The 20,075-nt window shown below is 52.7% G+C and carries 18 protein-coding genes and 1 tRNA gene; 3 read left to right on the plus strand and 16 right to left on the minus strand.

The window, feature by feature from the left end; genetic code table 11:
* Window positions 1-7 precede the first annotated feature (7 nt).
* The 11 genes from DOP62_RS04145 to DOP62_RS04195 all read right to left on the minus strand — a co-directional run bounded on the left by DOP62_RS04145 (window position 8) and on the right by DOP62_RS04195 (window position 12,384).
* Entirely contained in the window at window positions 8-3,193 is a 3,186-nt protein-coding gene (locus tag DOP62_RS04145) for a sensor domain-containing phosphodiesterase (RefSeq protein ID WP_208673461.1), read from the minus strand.
* A gap of 144 nt (window positions 3,194-3,337) precedes the next feature.
* The gene (gene lpxB / locus DOP62_RS04150; protein ID WP_338438617.1) at window positions 3,338-4,537 is read right to left on the minus strand and encodes a lipid-A-disaccharide synthase; all 1,200 of its coding nucleotides are present in this window, start codon (window positions 4,535-4,537) and stop codon (window positions 3,338-3,340) included.
* On the minus strand, window positions 4,538-5,344 hold the full coding sequence (lpxA, locus tag DOP62_RS04155; RefSeq protein WP_208673463.1) for an acyl-ACP--UDP-N-acetylglucosamine O-acyltransferase: 807 nt from the start codon (window positions 5,342-5,344) through the stop codon (window positions 4,538-4,540).
* Window positions 5,345-5,350: 6 nt separating this feature from the next.
* Window positions 5,351-5,818, minus strand: a complete 468-nt coding sequence (gene fabZ / locus DOP62_RS04160; protein WP_208673464.1) for a 3-hydroxyacyl-ACP dehydratase FabZ — start codon at window positions 5,816-5,818, stop codon at window positions 5,351-5,353.
* A gap of 18 nt (window positions 5,819-5,836) precedes the next feature.
* Window positions 5,837-6,691, minus strand: coding sequence for a UDP-3-O-acyl-N-acetylglucosamine deacetylase (gene lpxC / locus DOP62_RS04165; RefSeq protein WP_208673466.1), 855 nt, complete (start codon window positions 6,689-6,691; stop codon window positions 5,837-5,839).
* A 9-nt stretch (window positions 6,692-6,700) separates the two neighbouring features.
* The gene (locus DOP62_RS04170) at window positions 6,701-8,860 is read right to left on the minus strand and encodes a BamA/TamA family outer membrane protein (RefSeq protein WP_208673468.1); all 2,160 of its coding nucleotides are present in this window, start codon (window positions 8,858-8,860) and stop codon (window positions 6,701-6,703) included.
* A gap of 116 nt (window positions 8,861-8,976) precedes the next feature.
* On the minus strand, window positions 8,977-9,702 hold the full coding sequence (gene purC / locus DOP62_RS04175; RefSeq protein ID WP_208673470.1) for a phosphoribosylaminoimidazolesuccinocarboxamide synthase: 726 nt from the start codon (window positions 9,700-9,702) through the stop codon (window positions 8,977-8,979).
* A 121-nt stretch (window positions 9,703-9,823) separates the two neighbouring features.
* Window positions 9,824-10,099 (minus strand): hypothetical protein, encoded by a 276-nt coding sequence (locus DOP62_RS04180; RefSeq protein WP_208673472.1) that lies wholly within the window; start codon window positions 10,097-10,099, stop codon window positions 9,824-9,826.
* A gap of 81 nt (window positions 10,100-10,180) precedes the next feature.
* Complete coding sequence (locus tag DOP62_RS04185; protein WP_261789814.1) at window positions 10,181-11,086, minus strand: 6-carboxytetrahydropterin synthase; 906 nt, start codon at window positions 11,084-11,086, stop codon at window positions 10,181-10,183.
* A gap of 25 nt (window positions 11,087-11,111) precedes the next feature.
* Entirely contained in the window at window positions 11,112-11,846 is a 735-nt protein-coding gene (locus DOP62_RS04190) for a hypothetical protein (RefSeq protein WP_370538872.1), read from the minus strand.
* 121 nt (window positions 11,847-11,967) lie between these two features.
* The gene (locus DOP62_RS04195) at window positions 11,968-12,384 is read right to left on the minus strand and encodes a TerB family tellurite resistance protein (RefSeq protein ID WP_208677044.1); all 417 of its coding nucleotides are present in this window, start codon (window positions 12,382-12,384) and stop codon (window positions 11,968-11,970) included.
* A gap of 789 nt (window positions 12,385-13,173) precedes the next feature.
* Here DOP62_RS04195 and DOP62_RS04200 point away from each other — a divergent pair.
* Window positions 13,174-13,245: transfer RNA gene (locus DOP62_RS04200), tRNA-Val, on the plus strand.
* Window positions 13,246-13,338: 93 nt separating this feature from the next.
* On the opposite strand, the gene lipA is transcribed toward DOP62_RS04200, so the two are convergent.
* Together lipA and DOP62_RS04210 are read right to left on the minus strand one after the other, a co-directional pair.
* Window positions 13,339-14,268, minus strand: a complete 930-nt coding sequence (gene lipA / locus DOP62_RS04205; RefSeq protein WP_208673476.1) for a lipoyl synthase — start codon at window positions 14,266-14,268, stop codon at window positions 13,339-13,341.
* A gap of 145 nt (window positions 14,269-14,413) precedes the next feature.
* A complete protein-coding gene (locus tag DOP62_RS04210) occupies window positions 14,414-15,133 on the minus strand; it encodes a hypothetical protein (protein ID WP_208673478.1) in 720 nt (239 codons plus the stop codon).
* 120 nt (window positions 15,134-15,253) lie between these two features.
* Between DOP62_RS04210 and mnmA the strand changes: the two genes are divergently transcribed.
* On the plus strand, window positions 15,254-16,324 hold the full coding sequence (gene mnmA, locus DOP62_RS04215; RefSeq protein ID WP_208673480.1) for a tRNA 2-thiouridine(34) synthase MnmA: 1,071 nt from the start codon (window positions 15,254-15,256) through the stop codon (window positions 16,322-16,324).
* A 110-nt stretch (window positions 16,325-16,434) separates the two neighbouring features.
* On the opposite strand, the gene DOP62_RS04220 is transcribed toward mnmA, so the two are convergent.
* The 3 genes from DOP62_RS04220 to DOP62_RS04230 all read right to left on the minus strand — a co-directional run bounded on the left by DOP62_RS04220 (window position 16,435) and on the right by DOP62_RS04230 (window position 18,944).
* Window positions 16,435-17,529, minus strand: a complete 1,095-nt coding sequence (locus tag DOP62_RS04220; protein WP_208673482.1) for an FUSC family protein — start codon at window positions 17,527-17,529, stop codon at window positions 16,435-16,437.
* The gene (locus DOP62_RS04225; RefSeq protein WP_208673484.1) at window positions 17,526-18,227 is read right to left on the minus strand and encodes a hypothetical protein; all 702 of its coding nucleotides are present in this window, start codon (window positions 18,225-18,227) and stop codon (window positions 17,526-17,528) included. Before DOP62_RS04225 ends, DOP62_RS04220 begins: the two co-directional genes overlap by 4 nt.
* Before the next feature lie 213 nt (window positions 18,228-18,440).
* Window positions 18,441-18,944: a methyltransferase family protein gene (locus DOP62_RS04230; RefSeq protein WP_208673487.1), complete on the minus strand. Its 504-nt coding sequence runs from the start codon at window positions 18,942-18,944 to the stop codon at window positions 18,441-18,443.
* Between the two features lie 328 nt (window positions 18,945-19,272).
* On the opposite strand from DOP62_RS04230, the gene DOP62_RS04235 reads away from it, so the two are divergent.
* Window positions 19,273-19,905, plus strand: coding sequence for a potassium channel family protein (locus DOP62_RS04235; protein ID WP_228383068.1), 633 nt, complete (start codon window positions 19,273-19,275; stop codon window positions 19,903-19,905).
* Window positions 19,906-20,075: the final 170 nt, after the last annotated feature.

Genomic DNA, 20,075 nt, shown 5'->3' on the forward strand with positions numbered 1-20,075 from the left:
CTAGATGCTAAAAAGTCAGTCGGAGGCGATCGGAACCTTGCAAGTGTTGATGATTGGACAAAAGGGATTCAACCTCTTCTGGACTAAGAGGTCTTGCGAATAGGTAACCTTGACCATACTGATAGCCAAGCGTACTCAGTAAATCCAATTGTTCACGCGTTTCGATACCTTCGGCAATCGCTTTTAGCCCTAGCTGGTTATTAAGAGCAATAATTGTGCTGACGATTTGATAGTTATTAGGATTATGAGTGATTTCACCAACAAATGAGCTGTCAACCTTCAGGTTGTTGACTGGCAGAGTGTGTAGATAGCGAAGCGACGAATATCCAGTTCCAAAGTCATCAATGCTAATTTGGATGCCTTGTTGGTTGATTTCAGAAAGCAGCTGAATCGTTTCATCCGTATTCTCAACCAACATACTTTCAGTAATTTCTAGCGTGAGTAAGCTAGGACTGATTTTTGAATCTTGCAGAGCGGATTGAATCTCTTGCATCAGCTGACCATACTTTAGATCTTGAGCTGATAAATTCACGCTCATATTGAGATTTGAGGTCTCAGGATAATGAGACTGCCATTCTGCTAGTTGGCAACAAGCTTGAGTCAAGACCCAATAGTCAATTGTGGTGATTAAACCCGTTTCTTCCGCGATCGGAATCAAATCCTTGGGAGGCTTGATTCCCTGTGTTGGATGTTGCCAGCGAATGAGGGCTTCAAAACCCGTAATTTCACCCGTCTTTAATTGAATAATAGGTTGGTAATATAATATAAATTCTTGACGGGCGATCGCCTGACGTAAATCATTTTCGAGATGAAGACGCTCAAGAGCCTGAGCATGCATCGCCGTATCAAAGACTTCATAACGGGCCCTGCCGCGAGCCTTAGATCGATACATCGCAATGTCTGCATCTCTCAGAAGATGATTGGCATCCTTATAGTCACTACTACCCAGGACAATGCCAATGCTAGCTGAGGTGTAAATTAAGCGATCTTCTAATTCCAAGGGAGCTTGAACGGATGCTAGAACCCTCTCTGCAATTTTGATCGGCTCTTCTAAACTCTGGATGTCTTCGATTAAAAGCACAAATTCATCCCCACCTAGCCGTGCCGCTAGATCATGGGAACGAATCATTGATTTTAGTTTGTTCGAAATTTCGACTAATAACTTATCACCAACTAGATGTCCTAAGCTATCATTAATGACCTTAAAGCGATCGAGATCTAAAAATAGCACTGCAAACTTATAGTTTTTGATTCGCTTAGCTCGATGAATCGCAAGTTCTAAGCGTTCGATCAGAAGATTTCGATTAGATAAGCCAGTTAAATCATCATGCCAAGCATCATGCTGAAGTTTATTTTGAATTTCAATTCGTTGAGTCACATCTCGAGAGGTTGTCTGAATCCCAGTAACTTCTCCCTCTGTGTTAAAAATTGGTTTCGTTAATGTTTCAAACCAAATATAACCCTCTGATTTCTTGCGCATCCGATAGACAACTGGGACTTCAGCTCCCTGAAGAACAGCGCGATGGACTTCTTCACGAATGCGATCACGGTCTTGCGGATGGAAGAATTCATAGGGGCTTTGACCAATCATTTCCTCACTGGAAAAACCTAAGAGGGATTCAACAGAAGGGCTGATATAGAGATAGGCACCATCTGCTTCATGCAGGCAAATCAGATCACTGGTATTTTCTGCAAGCAATCGGTAGCGCTCTTCACTTGCTTGTAATTCAGCTTCTATTTTTTTGCGATCGCTAATATCAATAATTAAGCCATCCCACACCGTCTCCCCATTGTCTTGGCGGGTCGGTCGAGCCCTCCCTTGCATCCATTTCAAATCTCCAGCAGAAGTAATAATGCGAAACTCAACTTCCCAAGTCTGTAGAGTATTCTGGGATTCTAGAGTTGCAGCTCTCAGAACCTCAACGTCTTCAGGATGAATCATTTGCCAGACAACATTGCTGTCCTCTAGTGCTCTGGCTGGATCAACACCATAAACTTCTTGGAAGCCAGAGCTAATGTAGGTAAACTCATCACTGCCATCCGTCTTTAGCTGATAACCATAAATAACACCAGGCAAGTTATCAGCAATTTTCTGAAAACGAGTCTGACTTTCCTTTAGAGATGCTTCTGCTTTGCAGCGATCGCTGAGTTCTTGCTGAACTTTTTGATAGAGATTGGCTTGCTGAATCGCGACTTCTAGCTGGCTCGCGACACTGCAAGCTAAATCAACTTGACTCTCAGTCCAGACAAAAGGCTGTTGTGTCGCAATGATAGTAAAGCTTCCCCAGAGCTTCTCCTCAACGACCAAAGGAATTAATAACCAGGCACCTGGGATAGACTTAGCCAGCTCTCTGTTAACTTCATCTTTAATATGCTTAGTATTTTCAACACGGACAATCTGAAACTTTTTAAGCTGCTCAGCAAACGGGTTGTTCAAGTCTGAAATTCTTGTGCCAACGGTTGATTCTCGGCTCTTATCATATTGAAAGTCTGCAACGTGAATCCAAACCTGTTGATCACTGAGATATTGGACAATCGAACAACTGAGTCCATCGAGGATTTTTGCAAACTCAGCTGTTGCAGTTTCAAAAACAGTTTTCAGATCCAGCGATTTACGGATAGCTTCAAAGACATGGTTAAGGGTTTTCTCCTTCTTAATTTGCTCGATCAAGGTTGTCACATCTCGACCGACTGACTGAATCTCAATCAACTGACCAGAATCGTTAAAAATTCCCTGATTAACCCACTGAATCCACTTGATTTTTTGCTCTTCTCCGTAGTTGCGATTTAGACTCTCAAATGTTGGGCTCTCGAGACTTAATCCAGCAATTTTGTCTTGGAGTTTTGTGAGATCATCAGGAGGAACAAGGCTATCCCATGCCAGCCCACTAATCTCGCCTACGGGCAGTCCGAGAACCTCACACAGTGGTTTGTTTGCAAAGACGACAGTCGTATCTGGACGCGATCGCAAAATTAAATCTGTCTGTGCCTCGACGACCTGTTGATAGCGCAAACTCTCGCGGAGAAATTGATTGATGGCTTGGCGACCCGCACTGGTTTGGGTGCTTTTTTGCGCGCTCAGATCGGCCACGCTCAACAAAGCCTGGATCAATTGCTGCACACTTTCCGGCGTTTTTTCCCAGTCCTCGCGGCTAATTTGCTCAAACAACGGACCTGTAGGCTGTTCTAACATCCGGTTTCTGCAAATTGAGCGGCGACTGATCTAGGCAGTGTAAATCTTTCTGTGACCACTCCGGAGTCCTAGACGATACCATCTCGTCCGCATAGTGCCAGCAACTACAGGTATTGGCTAGAGCAGGCAGAAAACTATTCGTGATTAGTCAGTCGTATCAATAGAACTCTGTTGTTTGAGAACGGATATCAGAATTTCTTTTGCAGCCCGATCGCAAACACCGGGTTCACCTAGACTTTGGCGCATGCGTCCGTAACCAGCTTGAATTGCCGCCTGCCGCTCAGGATCCAGCAGAATAGTCTTCGCTTCCGCCGCAATGCGATCAGGGTTGGCCTCATCCTGCAGCAGCTCCGGCACAATCGCCTCCATATTCACCAAGTTGACGGGCGACATGAAGGGAATCGAGAAGCGCAAAATATGACGCGCAATCCAGGCGGTCACTGCACCAACCCGATAAATCACAACTTGGGGAACACCCTGTAGGCCAATTTCGAGGTTGACGGTTCCTGACTTCGCGATCGCCAAATCCGCCGCCGCTTGCACTAGCCTTGTTGTCTCACCACCAACAACTTGCAAGGGCAGGCTTAAATCTTGAGCAGCTTGCTCAATCGTTGCTCGAAACTGCTCTTGGGAGAGTGGTACAAAGAAGCGGAGATTCGGCAGCTCGTTGTTGAGTTGCTGAGCCGCAGCAAGGACAGTCGGTAGCAGAAACTTTAGCTCTTGAGGTCGAGAAGCCGGATAGAGAGCGATCGCCCGCTCCTGATCCTGCAAACCCAGCTGGGCACGAGCCATGGCGCGATCGGGCCGATTTTGGAGTTCGTCAATCAGGGGATGGCCGACGAAACTCACAGCTGCCCCGCGTTCGCGGTAGTACTTGGCTTCACCGGGGAAGATGGCGAAAATGCGATTGCTGAAACCGACGAGTTGAGTCGTCTTGCCCTCACCAAACGACCAGACCCATTCCTGAGGTGCGATGTAATAAAAGATCGGAATGTTGGGATGGGATTTTGGCAAACGCCCGCCCCAGCCAATATTGGGACCGATGTAGTCAATCAAAATTGCAGCATCGAGTGGCGTTTCACGAATCTGCCGCGCGATCTTTTGCTGTAAACGCCACGTTGGCCAGACGTAGGGCAGCGCTTCCCAGATGCCAATTGAACTGATGCCGATCGTATTGGCCAGCAGCGTCGCACCGGCTGCTGCCATGCGATCGCCTCCCAAGGCGAACACTTCCAGCTCAATGCCTAGCTGCTGAGCCTGCCGAAACAGCGCCGCAATCAGCAGGCTGCCCTGCAAATCGCCTGAGACTTCGCCGGTGCTGATGAACAGTCGAAGTGCTGCCACTTACTTGCTACCCGGAGTCGGACCCCGACGCTCGCTCCCTTGAGAAGCTTCGAGGAAGTTACAGAGGTGTTGTAGGTGCTCAAGGTCTGAGATCTGGCGAATTTCCGCGATCGCTTCCTTCAGCAAGAGATCCGAGCGATAGAGCAGCCGATAGGCCTGCTTCAACTGCTTGAACACCTCGCCTTCTTGTCCATCCCGCAGCCCTGCCCGCTCTAGCCCTACGAGGTTGAGCGATCGCACGCGGGCCGGGTTGCCTTCCACCAGCATGTAGGGCGGCACATCTCGCTCAACCCGACTCATGCCACCGATCATGGCATTGCGACCGACATGGACGAACTGATGCAGCCCCGACATGCCGCCAATCACCGCTCCTGACTCGACCACAATGTGTCCCGCCAATGAGACCGCGTTGGAAATGACAATCCGGTTCTGAAGGACGCAGTTATGCGCCACATGGACATAGGCCATCAGCAGATTATCGTTACCGATAATCGTCGCCTCGCCCGCTTTGGTGGCACGGTTGATGGTTACGTACTCACGAATGCGGTTGCGATCGCCGATCCGCACAACGCTGAGAGAACCATCGGTTTTTTTGTCCTGCGACTCCAGTCCGATCGCCGCTCCTGGAAAGATCCGATTCTCTTCACCAATTTCGGTCCAGCCATCGATAACGGCATGGGCACCGATAGTCGTATGCGCCCCAATTCGCACATGCTCACCAATGACGGCATAGGGGCCGACTTGGACGCTGGGGTGAATCTCGGCCCCCGGCGCGATGATTGCGGTGGGGTGAATTACTGCACTCACCAGCCGTTACTCCACGAGCGAGAACAACAGTTCTCCGCTGGCTGCCAGCTGGCCATCCACCATCGCCTCACCTTGGATTTTGCAGAAGCGACGGCGCTTAACGCTGAGGAGTTGGGCCGTTAAGACCAGCTGATCGCCGGGCACCACCGGCCGCCGGAAGCGCACTTGGTCAATGCCCGCAAACACAAACAGACCTTTCGGCATATCTGGCATCAGGGTGACAATCACGCCACCGACTTGGGCCATAGCTTCCACAATCAGGACTCCCGGCATCAGCGGTCGCCCTGGGAAATGCCCCTGAAACTGCGGCTCATTAAAAGTCACATTTTTAATCCCAACCGCTCGTTCACCCGGTACATAGTCAATGATGCGATCGACAAGGGCAAACGGGTAGCGGTGGGGCAGCAGGCCTTGAATCGTCTCCACGGCCAAGGGCAACGTCGGCAAGGCTGGAGCATCCGGGTTGGCGGTCATGTAGAGAGCGAAGAAAGGTCAACAGGAAGCAAGGCTAGTCAAGCGGGCTTGGAGTTCACGGGCAAAGCGAACATGGAGCCGATGACTGGCTTTGTAGGCAAGGATGTGGGCCTGGGGCAGGACACCGAGCAAGCTCAGGTCCCCAGCCAGATCTAAGAGTTTATGACGCACGGGCTCGTTTGAAAAACGCAGCGGCGGATTCAGCCAGCGATCGTGATCGCAGACCAAAGCATTTTCCAAGCTACCCCCGCGAATCAAGCCCTGCTGGCGCAAGGCTTCAATTTGAGGAGCCAGACCAAAGGTTCGAGCTGGCACCACCTCGCGCTCCCAGTCATCAGGCCGCCAGCGCACACTAAACCATTGATTTCCGATTGGGGCAAGATCAAAGTCAATACCGTAGCTGAGACGCGTTTCTTCAGCAGGCACGGCTGTGACAAAGGCATCCCCTTCAGTCACCGTCAGTGGCTCGGTCAACATAGGAACTGGCAGGAAGCCCGCAATTTCGACCGTACCGACCGCAGCGATCGCAGCTAGCCATTCCGCCCCTGAGCCATCGAGCAGCGGTAGCTCCGGTCCATCGATCGCAATTCGAACATCTGTGACGCCCAAACCAGCGAGAACAGCCAGTAGATGCTCAACGGTGCGAACACTGGCTTGCTCCGTTGCTAACTCTGTTGAGAGCAGCGTCTCGTGGACGTGATCGAGGTGAACAGGAATCTCCGGTGAGCCCGGCAGATCAGTACGAACAAAGCGGCGATCGCTGCCACTCACTGCGGGCTCTAGGCGCACGGTGACTTCCACACCGCTGTGAAGCCCTACACCCGTGCAGTCAACAGGCCCTGCGAGAGTCCGACGGGGAATTGCGATCGCCATAGTCTCGCCTCAGAATTTTTCGCCAATCGCAAACTGGATGCGGTTGCCCTGATCCGGCGTGAAACCCAAGTCCAGCCGTACTGGTCCTACCGGTGTAGCAATGCGAACCCCAAAGCCGTAGCCAACCCCTCCGCCAGGCTTACCACGCACCACAGCCGGCGCCCCAATCACGGCACTATCACTACCCAAGGATGTACCGGCATCAGCAAAGAGGGCGCCACCGAGGAATTGGCTGATGATTGGGAAGCGATATTCTGCGCTTGCGACAACAAAACTACGGCCACTGGCAAGGCCGCATTCTTCATAGCCCCGCACCGTGTTGACACCGCCAATACAGAAGGCTTCGTAAGGTGGCAAGTTACCGAGGGCTGTACCAGCTTGGATATTGAAGGCCAAGGTTTGAGGGCATTCCTCTGCCGTCGGATTGTCCTTACGGCAGCCCTCTTGGAAGCGGAGCAGACGCACCGGTACGTAAAAGCTGTAGCCCGCCCGAATCCGGTTGTAGAACACCCCATTCGCAGTGATCGGGAGGAACTGGTCGATGTTGAACCGGAAGAAGTTACCGCGAGTTGGTGTGGCGACGTTGTCACGAGTGTCGCGGACTGCACCAAAAATGAGGCCAAACAGGGTGTCTTGCGAGCCGCCAGACGCTGTTAGCGGGTTCCCAAACTCATCTTGGGCAAAAGCCGTACCGTTGATGTCCGTGATGTCAACGATGTTAAAGCTGACGCCGCCAAACAGCGTCCACTCTGGCCGCGTGTAGGGGTCAGATTGGGGACGCGTGAAGAGAATTTGAGTCCCCGTCCGTTGCGTGATGATGCTATTCCCGTTGGGCAAATTGACATCGATCGGCCCATTGGTAAATTGCAGCGCCAGCTCTGCACTGCGGAATACATTGACGCTGTAGGACGATCGGAAGGGATCGCCAGCAATCCACGGATCACTGAAGCTAATGTCAAACAGGGCTTGGCGCTGACCCAGTGAGAGCTGGAAGCCTAGCTTCTGGTTATTCCCGCCAAAGTTTTGCTCTTGTAGGCCAATGGTCCCGAACAGACCGCTGGCATCACTAAAACCCACGCCAGCTGAGAAGTTACCAGTTGAGCTTTCCTGCACGTTGGTAACGACAACGACCTTCGTCGGATCGCGGGGATCCGGCTCAAGGTTGAGACGTACGTCACTGAACAAGCCTAGGCCAAAAATTCGGCGCAACCCCGCTTCTGCTTGGGGGCGGTTAAAAACGTCACCTTCTTTGAAGGAATATTCCCGCGTGACGATAAAAGGCCGAGTTTTGCCACGAATGGGATTTCCTTCTTCATCAGTCGATCGCCCTTCCGCATTTTGGAAACGGACGATCAGCTCACTGATGACACCTTCCGCAACTCGGAGCGTCACCTCACCGTTTGGACTAATCCGCGAAGCATCCACCACCTGAGCCAACACATAACCGTTCTCGCGGTACCAAGTGTTGAGAGTACGGATCCGAGCCTGCAGGGTTTGCAGGTTCAAAATCTTGCCGTAGTCGTCCTTAAAGGTTTCTTGAACGACTGAATCGGGGAGAACCTTGGCTCCGTCCAGTTCAATTTTGCTGAGAACGGGATTGGGCTCAACCACAAAGGTGATCTGCACCCCGAGCGGTGTGTCTTCAGGCAACACCTGAACATTGCTGAACAAGCCCGTGCCAAAGATGGCATTGACGTCATTTTGGAGCTGCGTCCGTGTTGATGTCGCTCCCGCTTGAGTACGAATGGCGCCGTAGATTGCATCCAGGAGCTGCGCTTCATCGGGATTTCCTGCCACCCCGACAATCTGCACTTCAGAAACAAGAACTTGGGGCTCTGGTTGAGCCGGTGTTTCTGCAGCAGGAACAGGTACTGTTGCCGGAGGAACCGTCGGGGGCGTCTCGGGGGTCGGAGACGGCGTTGTTGGGGTCGGAGTAGGAGTGACCCCGCCATCAGGCGCAGGCGACGTTTGTGCCAGCGGCACTGGGCTGGCGATCGCGGCCGGTTCAGGAACTGCCGTAGGACCTTCAATCTTGAAATTAGCCACCGTCGGCTTAGAAGGCGCCGGCGTTGCTTGGGTTTCAGCTTGAGCGGGTGACGCTGCGATCGCGATCGCGGTGGCACAGTAGACGCTTAAGGCTAGGCGTTGCACCTGATTGGATTTCGACATATCTCTCTCACACCACCGACGGACAGACCGATATCGCATAGCCCTCGCCCAGGACGTCATGGCAACCGGAAAGTTGCACACGGCCAGAACGCCGCAATTCTACCCCACACTTTTTGTTACGCCTGCGCTTGCTGGGCCACTAAATCTAAAACACGTGCGTAGGCAGCTTCCACGTCTCCGAGATCGCGGCGGAAGCGATCCTTGTCCAAAATGCGCTTTTCAGGATCGGATTCCTGCTGATCCCAAAGTCGACAGGTATCTGGGCTAATTTCGTCAGCGAGGAGAATTTGACCTTGGCGATCGCGGCCGAATTCCAATTTGAAATCGACTAACGTGATGCCGCAGCGGTTGAAAAAGGTCTGGAGCAACGCATTGACCTGAAGGGCAGCCGTTTGCAGGTGCTGCACTTCTGCCTCAGTCGCAATCTTCAGAAGACGAAGGCGATCGGGGGTGAGCAATGGATCCCCGAGGGCATCATTTTTGAGGTAGAACTCTACCAACGGCGGCGCGATTGCAGTTCCTTCAGCCAGCCCTGTTTGTTTGCAGAGGCTACCCGCCGCTAAATTCCGAACGACAACTTCTAAGGGCACAATCTCAACAGCTTGAACGTTCATCTCCCGCTCGGAGATCTGCTCGATGAAGTGGTTGGTAACACCGGCCTGAGCTAGGACCCGAAACAGATAGCTGGAGACAGCGCAGTTGATCGCTCCTTTGCCACTGATTTGTCCCCGCTTTTGAGCATTAAAGGCAGTGGCATCGTCCTTAAAGTAAGTACGATAAACCTGTGGATCATCGGTGGCATAGACGATTTTGGCCTTGCCTTCGTAGAGGGGAGCGCTCATGTAACTAGGGCGGAGTGACGTTCCATTTTACTGCGCTGGTACACTGCGAGAGCCAGCGGCAATGTTGAGGACCCTGAGGATGATTAGGAGGCAAGCAGCGCTTATCCTCGGATCCCGTGAATCAGGGGCGATCGCTGGAAGCAGGCTGATTACCCGCTGAGGGATAGCGGCGATCGGGCAATAGGCCCCAAGCTGCAGCATCTGCTGCCCAATTGCGCAATGGCCGCGACTGACAAAAGATTTGGGCAAAGCGGTGGTTATAGTGCCGCTTCCACGCCGTAGGCCATTCTGTTGTTTGATCTTGCTGTTGCAGCGATCGCACATCAGCTTCCAGTTCAGCAGCTTTCGTCAGCATCAGGGCTTCCAAGTCTTGGAAATGCTCAGCAGGCGATCGCATCAACCTTCAATCCAAAACGATAGAGATGACTAGCAGCCATCAAAATGACTGCAGCCCAACGCAGGTCAGTGACCATCGCGACTAGAGCAAGACCGGAACTGCTGCTTCTACGTCAGATGACAGGCGACTAGGCTGTGGGCAATAGACTTCTGCAGAATTGTTAGGACTTTCGATCAGTTTGACCTTGTATAGGCGTGCGCCCAACTCACGGATCGGCCCCGCCAGCAGATCGCGGATGTGGACAGCGATATTCTCTGCCGTCGGTACCACCTCAGCAAAGTAGGGAATGTCCTTGTTCAAAAAGCTGTGGTCAAAAGGCTCGACGACTGTGTCTTGCACCACTCGTTGTAGGGCTGCCAAATCCGCCAGCATACCCGTGCGCGGATCAATCTCGCCCGCAACAGTCACTTCGAGGTGATAGTTATGGCCGTGGCCATGGGGGCGCGCACATTTGCCATAGATTTCACAGTTTTCCTCAAAGCTAAGGCTCTCTTTCGCAAGGCGGTGAGCAGCACTGAAGTGGGTCTGAATGGTCAGGTAGGCTTCCATGGCTTGTCCTAGATAGTCAGCCCAAAGGCTCGGGCTCTCGAACAGTTGAATGCGCACGATCGGCAGGTGAGGCGCCAGTCGCTGCCAGATTACCCGCGCTAGGTTTTCAGTGGTGGGCAAGCTCGCCTGAAACTCTGGCCAAACATCATTGAGATAGGCATAGTCCAGTTGACTGGTGACTTCGTCTTTAATGACCCGCTTCACGTCTGAGAGGTTGAGCACCATGCCGTACTCATCCAGTTCGCCCCGCATGGACACGTAGAGCACATAGTTGTGTCCGTGGCCAGGGAAGCGGGCACAGGCACCAAACAATTTCTGGTTCTCGGCCTCACTGAGTTCCGGGAGCCAATAGCGGTGGCTCGCAGAAAATAGTGCCCGACGGTTGATGATGCACTCCATGGCGTGGCGATCGCGATCCCGTGATTGGCTGTCTCTCATTAGGATAGTGGCTTTATCCCAGACCCTAGGGTTGCGCAGGGAGCGTCTCGGTTGTGGTGGTGCGAGGGTTGAGCTGCAGAGGCTGCGGTGCAGCCGCCAGCAATGCTCGATCGCTGCGACGATCAATCAGGCTCAAAGCCAGCTCTCGGATGCTGTCCTCCGTTTCTTGACGCAGCAACAAGAGCAACGCGTCTTGCAATAACCGTTGCTCGCTAGGTTCGAGCAACTGTTGGGCTTGTAACCGCTGTAGCGATCGCACGGCTAAAAGTCGTTGCAACGGATCTGCCGCCGTCAAGGTTACCAATGCTTGATCAAAAATGCCTTCGCGATCGCGGTGCTGTTGCTGACTGACAAAACCAACCAAGAGAGCCGCTAAAGCAAGCAATCCCATGGTTTCAGCGAAGTTACTGAAGGCGAGCCAAGGCCGACCTTCTTCCGTCCAAATACTGCTGCTCGTGTAAAGCGCTAAGGACACCAAGCCACCCCCACCAGCAGCCAATAACCAGCGGCGATCGCGCCCCCGCAACCAACGCTGCACTTGCTGCTGACGTCGAGACCAATCAAGGCGCTGCAGGCGGTACAGCCACAGCGTTGCGCCAGCTCCCAGCGTTAACGACAGCGATATCTGCCAGTCCCAAAGAAAGAGGAGCAGTAATGCCCCGCCGTAGAGTGCGCTTTTGGGAAGTGGCAAGCTGCGATCGCCCCAAGGCAAGGGCAGTCGCCGGACAGGATGCCAAAGAGTACGGGAGCGAACAGGCACAGCAGCCACCAAGCATCGCCAGCGCTTCAGGCCTATTCTACCGGCGTTCCCATAGATGACCGCAAGCACACTGAAGAGCAGCCCCCATCGCAACCACTGCACAACAGTCCAATGACAGCGGTCATGACATTACAAGACAGTGATGGAAGAAAGTTTGGAGGCGATCGAGCAGACGCAAGGCCGGCCGATGCTCCAGTTCTTGCTCAATTTCGCAGAGAACAGCCGCCTCGCGGGCATCGATGAGACTGTCAGCGTAGATGACGCTGCTGATTTGATCGAGCAGACTTTCAACATCTTCTCGACGTGGATGCTGTCGTAAATAAGCGCTTAACCACTGCTCAAAAACAGCTGGAGAAATGGGTAGCGATCGAGCCATGAGATCCTGAAATTCTGGATCAGTCGCTAAACGATATTTTTCTAATAAGCCTTGCAAGTAATGCCTTTCCTCGGGCTGCATGTCGCCATCTAGCCAAGCAGCACCAATGAGCAAGCGTAAGACAGATCGTTGATCGTGAGGCTCAAGAGTGGAAGGACGCATGGTTACAGACACCAATGCAACTGAGAGAAAGATTTTTGAGTCTAATCTCACCTCTACGATAGAAGCTGCTCGAAAAAACTGGGCCTTTCGCAAACCATTCTTTATGTTTGTCCCTGCATTTCTGAAGACAAGTCAAGACGCGGTCTCACGCCTAGATGAACCGCACAGTTTACGGCGATCGCTCTGTTAATAACGTTGAAACATTGATATTTTTGATGTCAAATATAATCAACAAAGACCCCAATACAACCATCGTCCGACATTAATTATCAAAGTCTCACTACTTAAATAACCAATATTCTCTATTGAATAACTATCATGAGAAGCTCAATTTCCTTCAAAAAACAGCAAGGCTTTGACTGCTGAGTGAGCGTCTCAATTCTTACCTATGAAATAAGAACTCACTATCAAATCAAGATAAATTTCAAAGCAGTAATTGATTGCTTGTATGAGTTCGCAGGGATTGAGGCAGGCAGTTGTCAATGATCATGGAACTCAGGGATCAGGGATTGGTCAGCCTAGTTCCTGCCTAAATGAGGTTTTGGTTGTTTCTCAGTCGTCAGAGATTCCAGCAGTGCAACTGTTCGGTAGACTCAGCGATCGCGACAGTGACTTCACGCTCGGTAGGTATGGATAGAGATATGAGTGCCCCAGCAGTCTTGGTTTGCACCACTAGCCAGTCTGAAGTCAGGTTTCGGTCGGAGAGCACAACAATGCCACAGAATTAATGGCCAGCCTGCTTGACAGTTACGGTTAGAGGCTGCAATATTAATAACTGCGCAAAGGCGCGGGCGATTAACTCAGGGGTAGAGTACCACCATGACAAGGTGGGAGCCACTGGTTCAAATCCAGTATCGCCCATACTAAACTTCTCAAATTCAGCGCTTGCTGGTCATTTTTTGGGCTGCTAGAGACCAGACATAGAGCAGAATCGAGGTCAAGAGCAGTCCAAGCTCACCCACTATCAGCGTGGTAGGAACTGCGGACTAGCGGTCCCGATCGCACCATTTGAAAGCCCAACTCACGGGCGATCGCACCCAGTTCTTCAAACTCGGCTGGTGTCCAGTAGCGCTGCACGGGCAAATGGGCCAGGGAAGGCTGCAGATATTGGCCAAGGGTAAGGCGATCGCACCCTACCTGCCGAAGCGCTTGCAAGGTTTCAATGATCTCAGCTTGAGTTTCACCCAAACCCAGCATCAAGCCTGATTTGGTAGGGATGGCAGGTGCCAGGTGCTTAGCGAGAGACAACAACCGCAGGGAGCGATCGAAGCGTGCCCCACGTCGGACTTGCCCTTGGAGTCGCTCGACGGTTTCGAGGTTGTGGTTAAAGCAGACTGGTTGCTCGGCCAAAACCACAGCCAAGCGATCGACTTGTGCCTGCTCTGCGCGATCGCGATCGGGGTCACCGCCCCAAAAATCCGGCGTCAGCACTTCAATCTGTGTCTGAGGGCAGCGCTGGGCGATCGCCCGCATCGTTGTAGCAAACTGGCCTGCCCCTTGATCCGGCAAATCGTCGCGGGCAACCGCCGTCAGCACCACATACTGCAATCCCAAAGTCTCAACTGCTTCAGCAATCCGACTGGGTTCAGCAGGATCGATCGGCTGCGGTGCATGCCCCTTATCCACCTGACAAAAAGCACAGGACCGTGTGCAGGTGGGTCCCACCAGCAAAAACGTGGCCGTTCCTCGGGCATAGCATTCGCCGCGATTAGGACAACGTCCTTCCTCGCAAATGGTGTGAATCTGACGCTGCTTGATGACCTGCTGGACTCGGGAAACTTCACTGGCACGCCCAAGGCCTGATCGCAACCAAGGGGGCAAGGTAGAAGCAGGCTGGCGAGAAGCATTCACCGCGAACGTCCAATGCTGCAGGCATTGTGACATGGCTGCCGAGAGGCTGCGTCGCTAGCCAATGACAAACACGATCGCCTCTGCCCAAGCACCTGTAGAGAGACTCTGACAAGCGAAACTACAGCTGCAAGTGATAAGTCATAGGATCGAGCGCAGGGCAAGATTGCTTCGAAATGCACTAGCCGCCGTAGTAAATACGCACTGTTTGTAGGCCCGCTTTACGGAGCGTCTGCAACACAGTATTCAGTTGACTCGACTGGGCATAGGGACCAATCACGACAAAGTTCCCAAGGGGGAGCGATCGGCTTTGCACCTGACCGCCCTGCAAATCGTAGCGGGTCAGCAAACTCGTGAGAGTTGGTACATCTTGGCTAAAGCTCGGAATCGCTAGGTAATAGCCGCGATTGTAGGTGGTGGGGATGGGGCGCGGCGTGTTGGCAAAGGGACTGGGCAGTTCCAAAGCCGGAATCAACCGACCATCCACTGTATTTTTGGCAAAGCCGGTGATGCCCAAGGCTTGAAATTGCTGCAGCCGTTGTTTGGCTTCGGCCGCCGTGGCAAAGGTGCCCAAGGTAATGACCGTCCGCCCTTCAAAATTGAGAAAAGCAATGCTGGGATCAACAGCCCGCATGATGTCGAGTAGGGCCTGACTCGAACTATTGACGAAGACCACATAGTTGCCAGTGCTTGGCACTGATTCACCGGTGGGAACGCCTACTGATGGACTGGGGGTGACGGGTGGGGCCACATTGGCCGGCGCGGGCTGGACCGGAATTGGAGCAGAAGGGACAGCAGTTGGAGGGGGCGGCGGCAAAATATCTTGGGCGATCGCAGCAGCAGTGGAAACCAGGCTGCCCAGCAGTCCACTAAAGAGGAAAATTGGCGATCGCACAGGCATTTAGGGTCGGGGCTCCAAGCCCTCTGCTCGTTGGCTGTGAGTCTAACGGGTTGCTCTCCGGCTCGCAAGTCGTCGGTGTTAGCCTAGAACTGCTACTGCTGCCCAACATTGACAGAAATAATGGAGCGCGTTGTCGTCGGACTCTCAGGCGGAGTCGATAGTTCCGTCGCTGCGGCGTTACTGCACCGCCAAGGCTACGCTGTGGAAGGACTAACGCTCTGGCTGATGAAGGGCAAGGGACAGTGCTGCTCGGAAGGCATGGTGGATGCGGCAGGCATCTGTGAGCAGATGGGTGTGCCTTACCACGTAGTCGATAGCCGCGATCGCTTCCAAGAAGCCATTGTTGACTATGTTGTGCAGGGTTACGAAGCCGGAATTACACCTCTGCCCTGCTCTCAGTGCAATCGGGCGGTCAAGTTTGGCCCGATGCTGGACTATGCCAAGACAGAGCTGAAAGCTGATGCGATCGCAACAGGACACTATGCTCGGCTGCGCCACAACCCTGAGACGGGACGGACAGAGCTGCTGCGTGCTGTCGATCGCAATAAAGACCAGACTTATTTTCTCTACGACCTGCCCCAATCGGTTCTCCAGTCCGTCAAATTTCCCCTGGGAGAACTGACTAAACCGGAAACCCGCCAAATAGCGGCGGAGCTGGGATTGCGCACTGCTGAAAAACCCGAAAGTCAGGATCTCTGTCTGGCGGAGGTTCATGGCTCAATGCGCGCTTTTCTCGATCGCTATATCCAAGCTCGCGAAGGCGACATTGTTGATCAAAGCGGTCGCGTCCTCGGTAAACACACGGGCATTCATCACTACACGATCGGTCAGCGTAAAGGCTTGGGCATTGCCCACAGTGAACCCCTGTATGTCATTGCGATCGACCCTGTGAATAATCGTGTTGTGGTGGGCGATCGCAACAGCGCTGCTCAGGCTGAATGCACTGTTTCGCGGGTCAACTGGGTCTCGATCGCAGAACCAGAAATACCGATTCCAGCAGCCGTTCAAGTGCGCTATCGCTCAGCACCAGTGCCTTGTTCTGTCATTCCCCTGCCGGGCGATCGGGCTCGCATCTGTTTTGAAGACCCCCAGTTCAGCATCACGCCGGGCCAAGCAGCTGTTTGGTACGACGGCGATCGCCTCTTGGGTGGCGGCATCATCGATCGGGCAGAGTCTTTGGAGCATGCCTAAGCGACTCCAGAGCAAGTAGAAGAACTGAATGATAGATAGGCTGTCTGCCCTCACAATCCAAGCGGCTCTTTCCTGCACAGCAACGTCAAATCAATAAACTGTTGCAGGGTTTAAGCGGACGGAGAAGCTGGATCCCAGAAGGGATTGTCTTCTGGCCAGCCGCCCAGCCGCAGCAACAGGCGACTGATCAAGGAGCGTTCCTGCAAGAGCGCTAGACCACGCAGTAAATCGGACTCATCCAGCGATCGCAGCGCCCGTTGTTGTCGCAGAACTCGCAGATGCTCAAATTGCGCTTCGAGAACGCTGGCAAGTTGCTGGCATAGCTCCGGTGGGAGGCTGAGGGTTTCGGCCAGTTTTTGGAGAGCCTGTTGAATCATGTGATCCAGCTCAGCGATCGCTAAATCGGCAGGCAAGGGACCTTCTCGACGCAGTTCCACCAAGGCATGCAGGGCAAAGACTAAGGTGTCGGCTTCTCGGGCTTGGAGTTCTAGCTGGCTGTGCCGTTTGAGGTCTAGCCAAGGTTCATGCTGCGTTTCCTGCAGGCTTTGGCGATTGCGCCGGAGCTGTTGCCGCAGCAGTTGGAGACTCGTCAAACGCTGGGGTTCTGCGATCGCATCATCCTGCTCGCCACTCAAATTCAAGGCAGCGTATAACTGTGCTGCATCGGCAAACAGCGATCGCAACCCCTGTTCTAACTGCAGCAGAGCTGGTCGAGGCCAGAGCAACAACGACACGCCAACCGCGATCGCAATTCCAACAAAGACACTGGTCAAACGCCCAAGACCGACCAGCCAAGGCTGACTGACACCGATGGCAAAACTACTTTGGACGATTAAGCTCGTCAGTCCCGCTAATCGTAGAGCATCATTTAAGCGGGCGGTCAGACAGAAAGCAAGGGAGAAAAAGACGGCAACACCGGCACTCCAAGGTGTAAAGCCAAGCAGGAGACCGACCAACGTACCGCAGGTGCCACCGATGATGGTGCCTTGGAGACGACTGCTGCTGGCTTGTAACAAGCCACCTAGATTGGCTTGGAGGACAACAAGAACCGTGACGGCACTCCAAGTGGTATCGCTGACGCTCCAGATATCGGGTTCTAGGCGATCAAGCTGATTGCCAATCGCCACAGCGATCGCGGCACCTGAAGCACTTTTCCAAAGGTGACGCCATTGTCCTCGGGTCAGTGTCGTTTGCAACGACTTCATGCTTGCAAGGACAGATCCGTCGGTTCAATCGTCAACCGACCAAAGAAGTCTGCCGTGGCCTGAGACACCGATCCGTTGAGCACCAGCAACCGACCCAGAGAGAGAGGCAACCATTGCTGACATTGCAGAGCACGATGTACATCGCGATCGTCCACGACTCCAGCAGCTTGCAAGCGTTCACCTAGGCGCAGGGTCAAAAATGCCGTGTTCATCTGCGTGACAGGATCGAGGAAAAACTCCATGGTCTTATGGCGGAGATAGCCGCGACCACAGAGAATTTCACCCACTTGTAGGTGAGGCATCTGTTCTTGGATACCCTTGAGCGCCTCATCCAATTGCTCTTTGGTCACCAGACTGGCCGCAATCAGGCGTTCGCCAAGACGCATCGCCGCCACTTGGGAGGGATAGATGGGTTCCATCGCCGCGAACTTCGCGTCTTCCCGCTGCGCTGGGTCTGGCTCGCCATCCTTCACCACAGCTTCAAGGCGAAACCAGTGGCGGAAAACCGGATCGTATTCGCAGAGGCTCAGCAAATCCTCAGAGGTAGCCGATAGACCTGTTAAGGACATCTTGAGCAGGGTCGAAACCGTACCACAGAGATTGGCTGGCCCCGCCATTTCAATGGGCGCTGCCGGATTGCCAGGTCGCAGATAAAGGACAATTTCTTCGCCCGAGCGGCTACGGAGATGGAAGCGCATTTCTCTACCTCCCTCCTTGTGCGATAACTCGTGCCAGTTGTGGTTGCCTGATTAGCGCCACCATTCACTCCAATCCAGTGCAGCTGAACGTCCGAGAGCGTTTGCCAGTCGACACTAGGGTAACCCAGGCCACAGACAGCTAACTTTGCAGTTGCTTTTCTTGATTGGCAGTTACAGCCTCCGACGAGTCCACAGGCAAATGAATTGTCGGCGTTAGATCAATCCGGGAATAAAGGCCTTCACGCGGGATTGGTAATCGGCGTAGTCAGAGTAGCGATCGCGTAACCAGCGTTCCTCAAGCCGTGCTTTACCGATCAGCACCAGAATTAACACGAAAGCGATCGCAGCCTGACTCAGACTCCAGAGGGCGATTGCCCAACCGATGCTACCGATCATGAGACCGCTGTAGAGAGGATGGCGGATCCAAGCATAAATGCCAGCTTGAACGAGGGTAGATTCTGCATGAGGAGCCGGCAAAGGCGTGAGGCTGTCGCCCAAAAAGCGAAGACCCGCGATCGCTAGCCCAGCCCCGATCAATAAGAAAGGCAGTGCAATCGCCCAACGCCAGACAATCCAATCTGCTGCGATCGGAATGGGCCAGCGCGGCACCACAACTAAGGCTGCCAGCAAAGCCAATTGTGCGAACAGCCAATACTCACCGCGATCGCCCCGATACCAATGTTTCCAGTCAAAACCCCAACGCTGAAACAGATCCATGGTTATCTCCAATCACTGTTTTCACCATTGCCAGATTGTCATTAATATCTGGCGAAAACCGAGAGTTTATCTTAAATTTTATCGATTATTTATAAATAAAATTCATGAAAGAACCATTCAAGTCTTTCAATTGCTTTTTGAATTTATCCAAGATTTTCCCTATTCACCCTCTACCGATCGAGTCTCGATCCCCAGTCCGAAACAAACGTTGACTTCTCTAAGTGTGCTTGAAATGATGGGATTAGGCTATCCATGAAAGTCGACCAGTGAGGGTATGATGCGGTGGCAGTTTCTTAAGCTTTCTCTTGAACGGCCCTACAATCAACTGTTGTTTATCCTAATTAGCATTGTCTCAATCGGCGTTATTTTTAAGATAGACAAAATTGAAACAATTATTGTCTCCTTTATTTTACTCAGTAGCTTACTGCAAGTCCTGAAAATCACTCGTCCCTCGCAACACATCTCGCGATTGCTTCTAGGACTGACCATTGTCACCTTCGGGACGATTGTCACTAATGAATTAGGTGGCTTTCAGTTCTTCCCGGTTCTCAGTATTCTCTTTCGCTTTATTACACTCTTAAGCTCTTCTCTCTTCCTCGGAGTAGTGATCACATTGCTGATTCAAACTCTGCTGCGTCAATCCCAGGTCACTGCGGATCTTGTCAAAGGCGGAATTTGCATCTATCTGCTAATTGCAATTCTTTGGTCGATTCTCTACCAAGCGATCGCTGTTTTAGATTCTCAAGCGTTCTTAATCCTGCCAGAACATCAGGACAACAATCCCTTTGTCTACTTCAGTTTCATCACTCTGACGAGCACAGGCTTTGGCGACATCGTTCCAATCAATCCAGTTGCCAAACTGCTCGCTGGCTTTGAAGCGATGTTTGGCCAACTCTATTTGGCTATCGTGATCGCTCGTCTCGTCAGTCTTTACAGCAGCCAAAATTCGCCCAGAGCCTAAACAGCAGACTCCTACCGTCAGGCAATGCAGAGTCACCCCAGTTCGCTGGGGTAAAAGACTTCAGCCTGACTCCATCCAGCCAAGTAGCATCACCATTCCGCCCTAGCAAAGTTCCCAGAGCCCCAGCAACCACCAACAGATGGCTTGCTCACAGTTGCTGAGTTGTGAGT

The organism is Synechococcus elongatus PCC 11801, assembly GCF_003846445.2.
Classification (GTDB): domain Bacteria; phylum Cyanobacteriota; class Cyanobacteriia; order Synechococcales; family Synechococcaceae; genus Synechococcus; species Synechococcus elongatus_A.